The following is a 13712-nucleotide window of genomic DNA, read 5'->3' on the forward strand; positions in this document are numbered from 1 at the left end:
TTACATTTTAATAGGTGAAATCAATCAGTTGTTTAATATTGATCGGTTATCTTGATCTTTTGTGTTGGTTTCATGCTATTTTGGTGATGAGTCCTGATAATTAACCTTTTTCCCTGCGGGGATTATCAGCGATAAACACCTTGAAATCTCAAGGAAATAAACTAAAAAAATAAGACACAGGGGTATTCCCGTGAATTTTCTAAAACATATCACCATCAGGATGGCGTTATTATCTATTCTTGTTATATTTTTGTTGCTTTGGGGAGGTGTCTCGACCTTTACATTATTTTCACTTAACCAATTGACGCATTCATTACATCTGAGTTCTAACCAACAAAAAAACATTAATATTATTAATCGGGGTAATGACCAATATTTTCGTGTGGTTACTCGTTTAAGTCGTGCCGCGGCATATCGTCAAAGCGGGGCAACTGCCGATGCTGATCGTGAATTGGCTTCAGCAGGTGTAGCACTAAAAAATACCCAAGAGAGTTTGGCGAAATTTAAACTGCAATCTCATGAGTCGATGGATCCATTACTGACAGATAAAACTATTCAAAGCTGGTCAACATTATTGAGTAATGGAATTGAACCGATGGCTAAAGCGGTGGCAGAGAATCGCTTCGAAGATTATAACAATTTGTTTAACAAAGATTATCCGCCATTAAGCCGAGAGTTTGGCGCTACCGTCGAGAAGTACAATTCTGCGGTTGATGCCGCAACAGAGGCTGCCAGTTTGCGGGTGGAGACATTAGTCGACTGGTGTCAACGGGCGCTTTTTGCTGCATTAATTGCCGGTGTTATCATTCTGTTCTTAACCGATCGCTATATCGTCAGTTATTTGGTGCGTCCGCTGGAGTCGATCAAGGTGCACTTTAAACGCTTAGCTGAAGGGCAGTTAGGCCGGGCAATGCCTGAGTTTGGCCGTAACTGCGTCGGGCAACTGATCCCTTACTTACGTGAAATGCAAAATAGTTTGGTGAATACGGTATCAACTATTCGCAACAGTACCGATGCGATTTATACCGGAGCCGGTGAAATTGCAGCAGGAAATGCGGATCTCTCTTCCCGTACCGAGCAACAAGCGGCGGCACTGGAAGAAACCGCGGCCAGTATGGAACAACTGAATGCAACGGTGAAACAGAACGCCGAAAACGCGCATCAAGCCAGTAAGTTGGCTGAGAATGCCTCTGCAACAGCGAAAAATGGCGGGCGGATTGTCAACGATGTCGTTGCCACTATGAGCAGTATTACGCAAAGCTCACGTCGTATTGCGGATATTATCGGTGTGATAAACAGTATCGCCTTCCAAACCAATATTCTGGCACTGAACGCAGCGGTTGAAGCGGCCCGAGCCGGTGAGCAGGGGCGCGGTTTTGCGGTAGTAGCGAGTGAAGTTCGTAATTTGGCCCAACGTAGTGCACAAGCGGCGAAAGAAATCGAAGGGTTGATCAGTGAATCGGTATCCCGAGTGAATATTGGCTCACAGCAAGTATCTGAAGCAGGGGAGACGATGAATAGCATCGTGCAGGCGGTGACCAATGTAACCGACATTATGGGCGAGATTGCCTCTGCTTCTGATGAGCAAAGCCGCGGCATTGGTCAAATTGGGCAAGCTGTCGCCGAGATGGACGGCGTCACACAACAAAATGCCTCCCTGGTACAAGAGTCTGCCGCTGCGGCTGCCTCGTTAGAAGAACAGGCACGGCAACTGACAGAAGCGGTCTCTGTTTTTAATTTATCAGATAATATGCAAGCCACTCATTCTTAGTTAAACTTTGATTCAATTTAAGAAATAACACTTATTGTCGTAATAAATAGTAGAGAACAGCCACCGGATTGCGCTAAGAGTCAGCGCCGTCTGGTGGTTTTCTATTACCAGTTTTAGGCATTTAGTCACAAAAACGCTATAGTGAGCTAGGTTGTTATTAGCTTTCAATAATAAAAAAATTCATGTTTTTATCGGGTTAAACAATGAGAATTGCTCACTTTCGCAGCATTTTATTTTTACTGGCGATGGGTATCTCATCGCCATCTTTTGCCATTAACTGCCAGCGTGCAGCGACGCCGGTTGAATATACTGTATGTGGTAATGAGGATTTACACTGGCTGGATCAGACATTTAGCGATATCTATCAGTCCATGTTGGTCAAATATGATACAGAAACAGTGTATCAGCAACGACAAATATGGGAAAAATCCCTTAACAGTTGTACCAGTGATAGCTGTATTCAGCGTGCCTATTTTCAGGGCATTGTCTCCATGTCTGATATTGACAAAAATTTTGATTGGAGCGGGCAGTGGTGGAATGTTACCAAAGGGAATGACCGGGGTGGCGTTATCAAAATAACCCGGGTTGCTGAGTGGGGATTTAGTATTGATAGCCGCGCCTGGTCCGGTGAAAATACCGGTAATTTTAGAGCTGAAGCACGTAAAGTTGAAGGGTTAGCGGTTGTTGATCTTATTGAAAATACAGCAAACTGCCGGTTATTACTGATCCCGATAAAAGATGGTTCAATTCAGGTGCACAGCAATGGCAGTTGGGGTTGTCGAATTTCGATGCCTAAAGATGTCTTTATTGACGGGCAGTATGTTCGGGCTGAAAAAGATCCACGTGAGACTCCCAGCTTACTTTCGGTCGGTATTTTTACTGATACCAACAACGATAAACTTTTCCGTGAGTTAGTCGGCGACCATTACGCCCAGTTTGTCGCCTCAGCCAACGTCTATATCTATAGCCATGACCGGGATAACCGGGGGGCAAAAGTATTATCCACCTGGGTGCGAGGTGCCGCTAATAAACGTGCATCAATAATTATGTATAACCGTGCCGGTTTGATTTGGGCCGCGTATGTTGCGCCTGAAAAAAATGGCACGCTGCGGGTTCACTATTTTACTAATGTGCCTGAAGATAAAGATAAAAGGCCCAAAACTATTGTTGAATGGCAGCAAACCTTTATGGATAACTAATTATCCCCTTTTTCTTTGAAGTTGTAGGGATTAATGAGCCTCATCCCTGAGGCTCAGCTACTTTTACTCTAAGGTACCAATCACATTCAGCGCCATATCATCAGGCACTTCGTTATAAGACAACACATTCAACCCATGGCAGAATAATCGTGCATAGCGTGCTATTAATGGCCGCAATTGTGGAGTTACCAATAAAATAGGTTGGTGATTTTCTGCTTTCATCTGCTCTTTAATGATCGGCATATTCTGCTGCAACTGGGTCAGGATATTTGGGTCGACTGGGAAGTTATCCAATACCACTTTCCCCGCTTGCTGCGCCTGATTCAACGAGCCAAGCAACATATTTTCTAATTCGTTATTAATGGTATAAACCGCCAGGTTTTTGTCATCGCCATTGATACCATTGACGATACCGGTACGTAATGCGTAACGCACATCAGAGGTGAGGAGCAGTGAATCTTTGGTGATAGTGGCACTTTCTACTAAGGTGGTGGCGATGGTGACAATATCTTTCAGCGACACATTTTCGGTTAATAGTTGACGATACACCTTCAGCAATTGGCTAAAATTCAATCCGGCAGCCAAATCTTCAGCCAAACGTGGCGACAGCGACTCAAGCCGTTGGTGTAATTGGGTTATATCATCATAATTAAACAGTTCAGATAAATGGTCACGTACCACTTTATTCACATGGGTCGCGACCACACTGGCACAATCCACCACCTGATAACCGAAGTTTAGTGCCGTGGGTTTATCTTCCGGCGCTACCCATACCACGGCCAGGCCGTAAGTTGGATCGATTGCCAGTACACCATCAACCTCGCCGTATTGTTCCGCTGTTGGAATCGCCATCAGTCTATCAATATAAACATCGCCACCGGCGACTTTGACACCATTAATATTGATGGTGTATTGGGACGGTTTTAAGCGAAAGTTTTCCCGTACTTTGACTTCCGGTAATAGAATTCCGCAGGTTTCGGAGATAATTTGCCGCACCCCTCGCAGCCGCTGAATCAGCGGTCGGCCTTTTGATTCATCGACCAGTGTGACCAGCTTATAGCCCAAATTCAGGCCGATAGGTTCAACTATCGGAATATTTTCCCAGTTGAGGTTCAGGGCATTATCTTCAGAAATGGCTTGGTCGAGGATTGTAAGATCGGGCTCAGCATCCGCTTGCTGAATTTTTTTACTTTGCTGCCAAGCGGCGAACAGGAGTAATCCGGTGAAGCTGAGAAAGGCAAGATGGGGCATCCCCGGCACAATGGCGAGTATGAACATCACGAATGCCGCAGCATACAAGATGGTCGGTTTTGCCAACAACTGATCTTTAATTTCATCAGTCATGTCACCGCCATCACTCACCCGAGTGACAATAATTGCCGCCGCGGTTGCTAATAACAGGGACGGAATTTGTGCCACCAGACCGTCACCAATAGTCAACAATACATATTGTTGAAACGACTGGCTGGCGCTGAGATCGTATTTAAAGATACCGATACAGATACCGCCGATCACGTTGATCACCAGAATCATAATACCGGCGATGGCGTCACCGCGAACAAACTTGGATGCTCCATCCATCGCACCGTAGAAGTCAGCTTCGCTGGCCACTTCTTTACGGCGCAAGCGCGCTTGCTCCTGATTGATTAACCCGGCATTAAGGTCGGCATCAATCGCCATCTGTTTACCCGGCAGTGCGTCCAAGGTAAAGCGGGCCGACACTTCAGAAATTCGCTCAGCACCCTTGGTTACCACCACAAAGTTGATTGTCGGGGTGGTATCAGAAGAGGAGCGGCAAGAGATTGTGGCGCAACTGAATGGGCAAACCATCTTTTCGCAGCAATCCTTTATTTCAATTCCCTCTAACAGCAAAAGTGGCGGCGGCAAGTTCTCTGACAGCATTGATGGTAAGGAGCAAGCGAAAGAGACCAAAAGTAATCTGGCAGTTGAGGTGCCGGAACCGGAGCAATCTCTGGAAGAGGTGGTGGATAAATCACGTAAAGAAATGGAAGAGTTATCACGCATCATTATGCAAATTACTTCTGCCTACGATGCGCAATCCAACCTGCAAATGGAAGTGGTGCCACAAGGGCTACGTATTTTGATTCAGGATGATAAGCAGCGCGATATGTTCCAGCGCAGTAGCGCGGTACTGACGCCGTTCTTCAGCCGTCTATTGGCTGAGTTGGCTCCGGCATTTAATGAGATGGACAATAAAATCATTATTACCGGCCATACCGATGCTTCCCGCTACCGTGATCAGGTGTTGTACAACAACTGGAATCTGTCGGGTGAGCGGGCGTTGATGGCCCATAAAGCGTTGGTAAAAGGTGGGTTAAGTGAGGCGCGAGTACTGCAAATCAATGCGATGGCAGACCAGATGTTACTGGACCCTGCTGAACCTCTTGCGGCGAAGAACCGCCGTATTGAAATTATGGTCTTAACCAAAACGGCTTCAGACACCTTATATCAGTTCTTTGGCAACCACGGAGAGAATGTAGTGAAACCGGCAGCGAAAAAAGCCGGATAGTTATGTTCATCTTTTCACCGCCCAGTCTACCCTCGAACCTTCAGGACTGGGCGGTGCTTTTTAATACAATGACTTAACTTAAGTGGCCATATCTGCACGCTGAGTTCGGGCGGCAAACCTAACGTGGTGTGATAGTGACGGTATTTCCATGGGTAGCAATGGTGACACGTTGCCCCGGTTGGAATTGGGTAACGCCCTGAGCTTGAACCACCAGGAAGGTGGTGCCGTTATCGCGGCGCACTTCCAGTTCAACACCACTACTGCGATTCATCATACTCTGGACTTGTTGGCCTACTACGCCACCGGCAACGGCACCTGCTGCGGTTCCGAGACGGCGACCAGTACCGCCGCCAATGGTGTTACCCAGAAAACCACCCACCACAGCCCCACCTACCGCACCCGCAACATTATTCCCATCTCCGCCCTGAATAGTGACCGGACGGACAGAAACCAAGGTTCCGTAAGTCACAGCTTGGGCCTGGCCGGCCTGAGAACTGCTAAAAGTATCGCCCGAAAGGGTATTATTATTGGCGCAACCACTGAGAGTGGCGATGGCGAGGGTTACAACAATGAATGGTTTTATCATAAAGACCCTTCCTACTTGAAGTTGCTAACTTATAACCGATTGAATATTGACCGGTAAAATAATCATAGCACGACTTATTTGCTTATTAATTGATAGATAGATAAAAAGTAGAGTTAACTCAAATTTTATAGGACGATTAGCCCCAATCAGAGGGCATGTTATCGTCTCTCTGGCCGACAATTTACCGGCGAAAGTAAAATCACGGCAGCGGAAGCACATTTAACTCTGCGTAAAGTGCAATTTATAACCTAATGCACCGATAACAGATTATCCCTCTGGCAAGTATTCGCTATCACTGTCATCGCTATGATCCATTTTGTAACATTAAGATTTATCATTAAAAATGACAAAACAGGCTGTTAGAGTTCTCAAACTGAATGAAATTGATAAGAATCCGATTTTCTGGCTGATGTAACAATTCGCACTAGGAATAATGGTTAAATTAATAACTAATCACCTTGTATGATTTATATCCGCAGGTCTGGTTGGTTTCATTTTTTATAAAATGTTCAGGGAAGGGCTAATGGTTAACACTTTTTAGGTAGAATAATGACCTAATGAAATGTTAAAAAAATCAGTTTTAGTTAATAATTGATAGCAACATGGCGACCTAAAGATTGTTTTTCGTACAGATTTTTACCGCTGGTGGTGAGTATCGACAAGCGTTAGGCCCCGCAAGGGTTTGTCGCATTTTGACCGTATTTCAAAGTGTGTTAATTCAACGTTTTCAATGGCAAATTACATTATGATGATCAATTAAATTCACTTAAAAAAGGGAAATGATACATTTCATCTTTAAGTTGGATGGAATTTTCATTTCCAGTTAAATAACTAAAGTAAGTAATATATAATTAAAGTCATTGCATTAATTTACTATTTTGGGTTAATGATATTGAATTCCATCTGCATCCTCCGCATTCCCTCCTGACAGATTTTTTATTTTCTGGCAAATGAAATGTTTTGCTGAAACGGTTTTAGTTCACAGATATTTACCCCTTTCAGACTCAATCAATTATCCATTGATAAAGATCAACTTAATTATATTTGCAGAGTTACAAACTATTAACAGAATATCCTTCATCTTTTTTCAAAGTGCAGGTGTGTTGGCTGCTCTCACTTACTCTAATCACTTACTTATGTAAGTTCAGCGGGGTTCTTTCGTTTGCGGCCGTCCTGCATTTCGAAATCTATTGGATATAAGACCATGCTTTTTATAGGGATATACCCATCATTAGTATCGGGTATGTGAACAATATAATAATAATGACAGGGGAAAAAACATGCTTTCCCAGCATGGCGTTAACCGTCGTGATTTTATGAAGCTTTGTGCAGCGCTGGCTGCCACCATGGGTCTCAGCAGTAAGGCTGCCGCAGAAATTGCCAATATGGTCGGTTCACCACAACGGCCACCGGTCATCTGGATTGGTGCTCAGGAGTGCACCGGCTGTACCGAATCACTATTGCGCTCAACGCATCCCACCCTTGAGAATTTACTGCTCAGTGTTATCTCAATGGAGTATCACGAAGTGCTGTCAGCAGCATTTGGTGAGCAGGCGGAAGAGAATAAGCACCGCGCTATTGAACAGTATAAAGGGAAGTACATACTGGTGGTGGATGGTTCTATCCCACTGAAAGATGGTGGGATTTACTGCATGGTGGCGGGCAAACCTATTGTCGAGCATATTCGCGAAGCGGCGGAACATGCGGCAGCTATTATTGCCATCGGCTCCTGTTCTGCCTGGGGGGGCGTGCCAGCCACTGGTGGCAACCCGACCGGCGCGGTCAGCTTGCAGGATGCACTGCCGGGTAAAACCGTGATTAATATTCCCGGTTGCCCACCCAACCCCCATAACTTCCTGGCAACCGTTGCTCATATTATCACTTTCCAGCGCCCCCCTGCGTTGGATACCAAGAACCGTCCTACCTTTGCCTATGGCCGTCTGATCCATGAAAACTGCGAGCGTCGCCCGCACTTTGATGCCGGTCGTTTTGCCCGTCAGTTTGGTGATGAAGGGCATCGTCAGGGCTGGTGCCTCTATCACCTTGGTTGCAAGGGGCCGGAGACCTACGGTAACTGTCCAACCCTGGAGTTCTGCGATGTTGGTGGTGGCATCTGGCCGGTCGGCATCGGCCATCCGTGTTACGGCTGTAACGAAGAGGGGATTGGTTTTACCAAAAGCATTGCTCAATTAGCCAATGTCGAAAACCCAACACCACGCGCTGAAAAACCACAGATCCATAATGCGGAAGGTGGCAAGGTTTCTACTACCGCCACCGCGTTGCTGGGTGGGGTGGTGGGATTGGTTGCCGGTGTCAGCCTGATGACGGTGCGTGAGCTGGGGCGGCAACAGAAGCAGCGCCGTAAAGATGACGATCACTCATCGCGGGAGGAATAGCCGTGAACCGACGTCACTTTTTCAAATTAGCCTCGGGCGGTGTCTTGCTGGCGGGACTTTCCCCCAGCAGTAAAGCTGAGGTCCAAAACCGACCACCGATCCCCGGTGCGCTTGGCATGTTGTATGACTCGACGTTATGCGTCGGTTGTCAGGCGTGTGTCAGTAAATGCCAACAGATTAATCACAGCGAGTTTGCCGCGCACGGTGAAACCTACGCCGGTGGTGATGCTATCTGGTCAAACAACGACAAACTTAGCCCCTATACCAACAACATTATTCAGGTGTGGACCAGTGGTGCAGGTATCCATAAAGATCAGTTGGAAGATGGTTACGCCTATATCAAAAAGCAGTGTATGCACTGCGTTGATCCCAACTGTGTTTCCGTCTGCCCGGTCAGCGCACTGCGCAAAGATGCCAAAACCGGCATCGTTCACTATGACCCGGATATCTGTACCGGCTGTCGCTACTGCATGGTTGGCTGCCCGTTCAATGTGCCGAAATACGATTACGATAATCCCTTTGGCAAGATCCATAAATGTGAGTTGTGTAATCAGAAAGGGGTGGAGCGGCTCGACAAAGGCGGCTTGCCTGGTTGTGTTGAGGTGTGTCCGACCGGGGCGGTGATATTTGGTACCCGTGAAGCGTTGCTGTCAGAAGCCAAACGGCGGCTGACGTTAACACCGGGTGAGAACTATCGCTTCCCGCGTCAAACACTCAGTGCCAACGACACCTACGAGCATCCGGTTGCCCATTATGATCCGCACGTATACGGCGAAAAAGAGGGCGGTGGTACGCAGGTGTTGGTACTGGCGGGTATTTCGACTGAGAAACTTGATTTGCCACCGTTGGCAGAACTGGCAACCGGTGCGCGTTCGGAGCATGTTCAGCACACCCTGTACAAAGGCATGATCCTGCCGCTGGCGGTACTGGCCGGTGTGACGGCGCTGGTGCATCGCAATACCCGCGATGAGCGCAAAGACAGTGATGCCGACACGCACGATAAAAAGGACGGTCCAGATGACGATGCATAAATCCAGTCCACTGGGTGGGCGGCTGGTCAGTTGGCCGGTGATGCTGCTAGCGCCTTTTGTGGTGTTATGCGCGCTGCTGATAGTTAAACGTTTGGTGCTCGGGCTGGGTTCAGTCAGTGATTTGAACGGCGGCTTCCCATGGGGGATCTGGATCGCTTTCGACTTATTGGTGGGAACCGGTCTGGCCTGTGGCGGCTGGGCGTTGGCCTGGGCGGTTTATGTCTTTAACCGGGGCGAATATCACCCGCTGGTGCGCCCGGCGCTGTTAGCCAGTTTATTTGGTTATGCGCTGGGGGGATTGTCGATCACCATTGATGTTGGCCGCTATTGGAACCTGCCTTACTTCTTTATCCCCGGTTACTTTAACGTCAATTCGGTATTATTCGAAACCGCCGTCTGTATGACCATTTATATCGGTGTAATGGCGCTGGAGTTTGCCCCCGCACTGTTTGAACGCCTCGGTTGGAAGGTTTCGCTCAAGCGGCTGAACAAAGTGATGTTTTTCGTCATTGCACTGGGTGCGCTGCTGCCGACTATGCATCAGTCCTCAATGGGTTCATTGATGATTGCCGCAGGTGCGAAGATTCATCCGCTGTGGCAAAGCTATGAAATGTTACCGCTATTTTCATTGCTCACCGCCGCCATTCTGGGCTTCTCTATTGTCATCTTTGAAGGCTCTTTGGTGCAGGCCGGACTGCGTGGGCGAGGTGCCAATGAAGCACCGCTGTTTACCCGGCTGACCACCATTATCGACCTATTCCTGCTGCTATTTGTCTTGCTGCGCTTGGGTGAAGTGGTAGTGCGGCACAAAATAGATTATCTGCTGCATTTCGACCGCTACGCTATCGCCTTTTGGGCTGAAATCGTACTGATGACTTTGCCGCTCATCATCTTCCGTATCCGGCGGGCCAGAGAAGACAGCCGCTTACTGTTTATTGGTGCGCTGTGCATGATTGCGGGCGCGGCGCTATGGCGGCTCAACTACTCGCTACTGGCCTTTAACCCCGGCGGTGGCTACAACTACTTCCCAACCACCAGTGAAATCCTGATCTCAATTGGCTTCGTCGCCATTGAGGTCTGCGCCTACATTTTATTGATTCGGCTATTGCCGGTGCTGCCTGCTCACGGGCAATTACATAAGAATAATCAGACAGAGGTAAAGCATGAGCCAACGCATCACCATTGATCCCGTCACCCGCATTGAGGGACACCTGCGGATCGACTGCGAAATTGAGGACGGCAAGGTCATTAAAGCCTGGTCCTCCGGCACCATGTGGCGTGGCATGGAAGAGATTTTGCAAGGCAATGATCCCCGCGATGCCTGGATGATTGTGCAGCGTATTTGCGGCGTATGCACCACCATCCATGCCATCGCCTCGGTGCGCGCCGTGGAAAATGCGCTGGGGATGGAAGTCCCGGTCAATGCGCAACATATCCGCAATTTGATTCTGGCCGCGCACAGCATCCATGACCATATCGTGCACTTCTACCAACTGTCGGCACTGGATTGGGTAGATGTCACCTCAGCGCTGCAAGCCTCGCCACAGAAGGCAGCCGCCATGTTAAGTGGCTTATCGAGCTGGCCACTGAACAGCGCGGAAGAGTTCAGCCGTGTACAACAGAAAATCAAAGACCTGGTGGCCAGTGGGCAGTTAGGCATTTTTGCCAACGGCTACTGGGGCCATCCGGCAATGGCGTTGCCACCAGAAGTGAACCTGATTGCGGTCGCTCACTATTTGCAAGCACTGGAGTGCCAGCGCGATGCCAACCGCATTGTGGCGGTATTGGGGGGCAAAACACCGCACATTCAGAATCTGGCTGTGGGGGGCGTTGCCAATCCAATCAATCTGGATATGCCAAGTGTGCTTAATCTGGAACGCTTGATGTTGGTGAAATCCTTCATCGACCGACTGGGCAGTTTTATCGAGCAAGTTTATAAGGTGGATACGGCGGTGATCGCCGCCCACTATCCAGGTTGGCTCAATCTGGGTAAAGGGGCGGATTACTATCTCAGCGTGCCGGAGCTACCGACCGATCGCAAAGGGGAGACTTTCCTGCTGCCGGGCGGCTATCTGGATAAGGGTACCTTCCGGCCGATTGCCAACCATAACGATCCTTATCTGATCAAAGGGATTGCCGAGAGCGGCAAACATGCCTGGTATCAGGATGACGAGCCGCTGGCACCGTGGGAGGGCAAAACCAACCCGAACTACACCGGCTGGCAGGAAGAGGGCAAATACTCGTGGGTAAAAGCGCCAACTTTCTACGGCAAAACGGTAGAAGTTGGGCCGCTGGCATGGTTGATGTGCGGTCTGGCGGCAGATCACGCACCGACCAAACAGCATTTCAGCGATATTGGCGCGGCCTATCAAAAATTAAGCGGGCAGGCTATCACTCAAGATCAACTGCCATCGACGCTGGGCCGCATCATTGGCCGCGCAGTGCATTGTTGTGTGCTGCATGAAACGCTGGCTCAGCAATGGACGGCGCTGGTGACCAATATCGGTACCGGCGATGTCGAAACCTTTATCAAACCGAATATTCCGTTAACCGGCGAAATTCGCGGTGTTGGCTTTGAAGAAGCGCCACGCGGCATGTTGTCGCACTGGGTGGTCATCAAAGACGGCAAAATCGCCAACTATCAGGCAGTGGTGCCCTCCACCTGGAACGCCGGCCCGCGTAACTACAATGACGAACCCGGGCCATACGAACAAGCGCTGGTGGGTACACCGGTTGCTGATCCGGCCAAACCGCTCGAAGTGGTGCGGACCATTCACTCATTCGACCCGTGTATGTCTTGTGCCGTACATATTGTTGATACAACGGGCAACGAAGTGACCAAAGTCAAGGTGCTGTGATGGGGATTTTGGTATTAGGTATAGGTAACTTATTACTCAGCGATGAAGCGGTGGGGGTACGTCTGGTTGAAGCATTGGAACAACGCTTTGAGATACCCCCAGGTGTTGAGGTGTTGGACGGCGGTACCGCCGGTTTAGAACTGATGGAAGCGATGGCAAACCGCGAACATTTGATTGTTGCTGATGCGGTATTCACCGGCCAGCCTCCGGGCAGTGTCGCGGTGCTGCATGATAAAGAGATACCGGCTATGTTCAGCCGCAAAGTCTCGCCCCATCAGTTAGGATTATGCGATGTGCTGATGGCACTGCAACTGACCGGTGAATCCCCGTGCCAACTGACATTGGTGGGCGTGGTGCCAGAATCTCTGGCGCCAGGAATTGGCCTGACACCGACGGTGATACAGGCGATGGAACCCGCGCTGGAACAGATTCTGGTCGCATTGCGCTTAAGCGGAATTACGCTCAACGCACGGGAGCAAAACCATGTCTGACTGCTTCGACGACACTGGCATTATCGGGCTGACGCAAAACCCGGCTCCTTTACTGGAGCAGGTTTTCAGCCAGATTGCCGCAGATGAGATGCGCGGCTTGCCATTCTACCGTGACCACATACCGCTACGCGCCTGTGGCTTTCAGTTATTTGAGCAGCAATGGGTGGGAGCGTTATTGACCCCGTGGATGCTGAGTTTAGTGGTATTACCGGGGCCACAGCAAAGCTGGCCGCGCCGGGTGGTGGGTGAGCGCTTGATGCTGGCACTGCCATGCGGCACCATCAGTTTTACGCTCGGCGAAATAGCCGGTTGCGGCCAGTACCTGAGCCGCTCGCTGATGTCGCCATTGGACACTACGCTGCAAGCGGAACAGGCGCTGCTACTGGCAGAACAGAGCGCTCGCATGGTGCTTTCACTGCCCATTAGTAATGCTGATGCACCGGCTAATCCACGGCGGCGGGCGTTGTTTAGTCAAATGACGAATCAGCATGCATGAAATCAGTTTATGCCTCAGTACGCTGGAGCTGATTGAAACACAGGCCAGGCTTAACGGGGCCAAACGAATAACGGCGGTATGGCTGGAGATTGGTGCGCTCTCTTGTATTGAGGAGAGCGCATTGCGTTTTAGTTTTGACGCGGCCAGCCGTGAGACATTGGCAGCTAATTGCCAATTGCATATCAATTATTTACCCGCACAAGCCTGGTGTTGGGAGTGTAGCGCCAGTGTTCAGATTGAACGGCACGATGCCGGGTGCCCGCATTGTGGCAGCCATGCTCTGCAAGTGGAGAGTGGTGACAGTTTGCAGGTAAAACAGATAGAAGTGGAATAATCCTGAAGGAGTGAATTCCT

The 13712-nt window shown here is 49.1% G+C and carries 10 protein-coding genes and 2 pseudogenes; 10 read left to right on the top strand and 2 right to left on the bottom strand.

The window, feature by feature from the left end; all coding sequences use genetic code 11:
- The first annotated feature begins 190 nt into the window (after positions 1-190).
- The gene (locus tag Q2T71_RS21895; protein WP_372560526.1) at positions 191-1771 is read left to right on the top strand and encodes a methyl-accepting chemotaxis protein; all 1581 of its coding nucleotides are present in this window, start codon (positions 191-193) and stop codon (positions 1769-1771) included.
- 203 nt (positions 1772-1974) lie between these two features.
- Positions 1975-2970: a lysozyme inhibitor LprI family protein gene (locus tag Q2T71_RS21900; RefSeq protein ID WP_372560527.1), complete on the top strand. Its 996-nt coding sequence runs from the start codon at positions 1975-1977 to the stop codon at positions 2968-2970.
- A gap of 63 nt (positions 2971-3033) precedes the next feature.
- Here the strand turns inward: Q2T71_RS21900 and Q2T71_RS21905 are convergent.
- Positions 3034-4737 (bottom strand): annotated as a pseudogene (locus Q2T71_RS21905) (flagellar biosynthesis protein FlhA); the annotation flags it as partial.
- Here Q2T71_RS21905 and lafU point away from each other — a divergent pair.
- Positions 4700-5500 carry a putative lateral flagellar export/assembly protein LafU gene (gene lafU / locus Q2T71_RS21910; protein ID WP_372560700.1) on the top strand — a complete coding sequence of 267 codons (801 nt, stop codon included), beginning with the start codon at positions 4700-4702 and terminating at the stop codon, positions 5498-5500. The pseudogene Q2T71_RS21905 and the gene lafU overlap by 38 nt on opposite strands.
- A 118-nt stretch (positions 5501-5618) precedes the next feature.
- Here the strand turns inward: lafU and Q2T71_RS21915 are convergent, their stop codons facing one another.
- Positions 5619-6086 (bottom strand): glycine zipper 2TM domain-containing protein, encoded by a 468-nt coding sequence (locus Q2T71_RS21915; protein WP_083162455.1) that lies wholly within the window; start codon positions 6084-6086, stop codon positions 5619-5621.
- 1263 nt (positions 6087-7349) lie between these two features.
- Here Q2T71_RS21915 and hybO point away from each other — a divergent pair.
- The 7 genes and pseudogenes from hybO (at position 7350) to hypA (ending at position 13692) form a co-directional block, all read left to right on the top strand.
- A pseudogene (gene hybO, locus Q2T71_RS21920) lies at positions 7350-8482 on the top strand (hydrogenase 2 small subunit).
- A 2-nt stretch (positions 8483-8484) separates the two neighbouring features.
- Positions 8485-9513 (top strand): hydrogenase 2 operon protein HybA, encoded by a 1029-nt coding sequence (gene hybA, locus Q2T71_RS21925; RefSeq protein WP_372560528.1) that lies wholly within the window; start codon positions 8485-8487, stop codon positions 9511-9513.
- Entirely contained in the window at positions 9500-10699 is a 1200-nt protein-coding gene (hybB, locus tag Q2T71_RS21930; RefSeq protein ID WP_032906923.1) for a Ni/Fe-hydrogenase cytochrome b subunit, read from the top strand. Before hybA ends, hybB begins: the two co-directional genes overlap by 14 nt.
- Positions 10677-12371, top strand: a complete 1695-nt coding sequence (gene hybC, locus Q2T71_RS21935) for a hydrogenase 2 large subunit (protein WP_372560529.1) — start codon at positions 10677-10679, stop codon at positions 12369-12371. Before hybB ends, hybC begins: the two co-directional genes overlap by 23 nt.
- Complete coding sequence (locus tag Q2T71_RS21940) at positions 12371-12862, top strand: HyaD/HybD family hydrogenase maturation endopeptidase (protein WP_372560530.1); 492 nt, start codon at positions 12371-12373, stop codon at positions 12860-12862. Before hybC ends, Q2T71_RS21940 begins: the two co-directional genes overlap by 1 nt.
- On the top strand, positions 12855-13358 hold the full coding sequence (hybE, locus tag Q2T71_RS21945) for a hydrogenase-2 assembly chaperone (protein ID WP_372560531.1): 504 nt from the start codon (positions 12855-12857) through the stop codon (positions 13356-13358). The genes Q2T71_RS21940 and hybE overlap by 8 nt, the downstream gene beginning before the upstream one ends.
- Entirely contained in the window at positions 13351-13692 is a 342-nt protein-coding gene (gene hypA / locus Q2T71_RS21950; protein WP_083162467.1) for a hydrogenase maturation nickel metallochaperone HypA, read from the top strand. Before hybE ends, hypA begins: the two co-directional genes overlap by 8 nt.
- Positions 13693-13712: the final 20 nt, after the last annotated feature.

This window comes from Yersinia sp. 1652 StPb PI (genome assembly GCF_041538345.1).
GTDB lineage: Bacteria > Pseudomonadota > Gammaproteobacteria > Enterobacterales > Enterobacteriaceae > Yersinia > Yersinia enterocolitica_E.

What these genes read in the sequence shown, in the direction of transcription:
- Q2T71_RS21900 (WP_372560527.1), top strand. Translation starts at nt 1,975, where the DNA reads ATGAGAATTGCTCACTTTCGCAGCATTTTATTTTTACTGGCGATGGGT.
- Q2T71_RS21915 (WP_083162455.1), bottom strand. Translation starts at nt 6,086, where the DNA reads ATGATAAAACCATTCATTGTTGTAACCCTCGCCATCGCCACTCTCAGT.
- hybB (WP_032906923.1), top strand. Translation starts at nt 9,500, where the DNA reads ATGACGATGCATAAATCCAGTCCACTGGGTGGGCGGCTGGTCAGTTGG.
- hybC (WP_372560529.1), top strand. Translation starts at nt 10,677, where the DNA reads ATGAGCCAACGCATCACCATTGATCCCGTCACCCGCATTGAGGGACAC.
- Q2T71_RS21940 (WP_372560530.1), top strand. Translation starts at nt 12,371, where the DNA reads ATGGGGATTTTGGTATTAGGTATAGGTAACTTATTACTCAGCGATGAA.
- hybE (WP_372560531.1), top strand. Translation starts at nt 12,855, where the DNA reads ATGTCTGACTGCTTCGACGACACTGGCATTATCGGGCTGACGCAAAAC.
- hypA (WP_083162467.1), top strand. Translation starts at nt 13,351, where the DNA reads ATGCATGAAATCAGTTTATGCCTCAGTACGCTGGAGCTGATTGAAACA.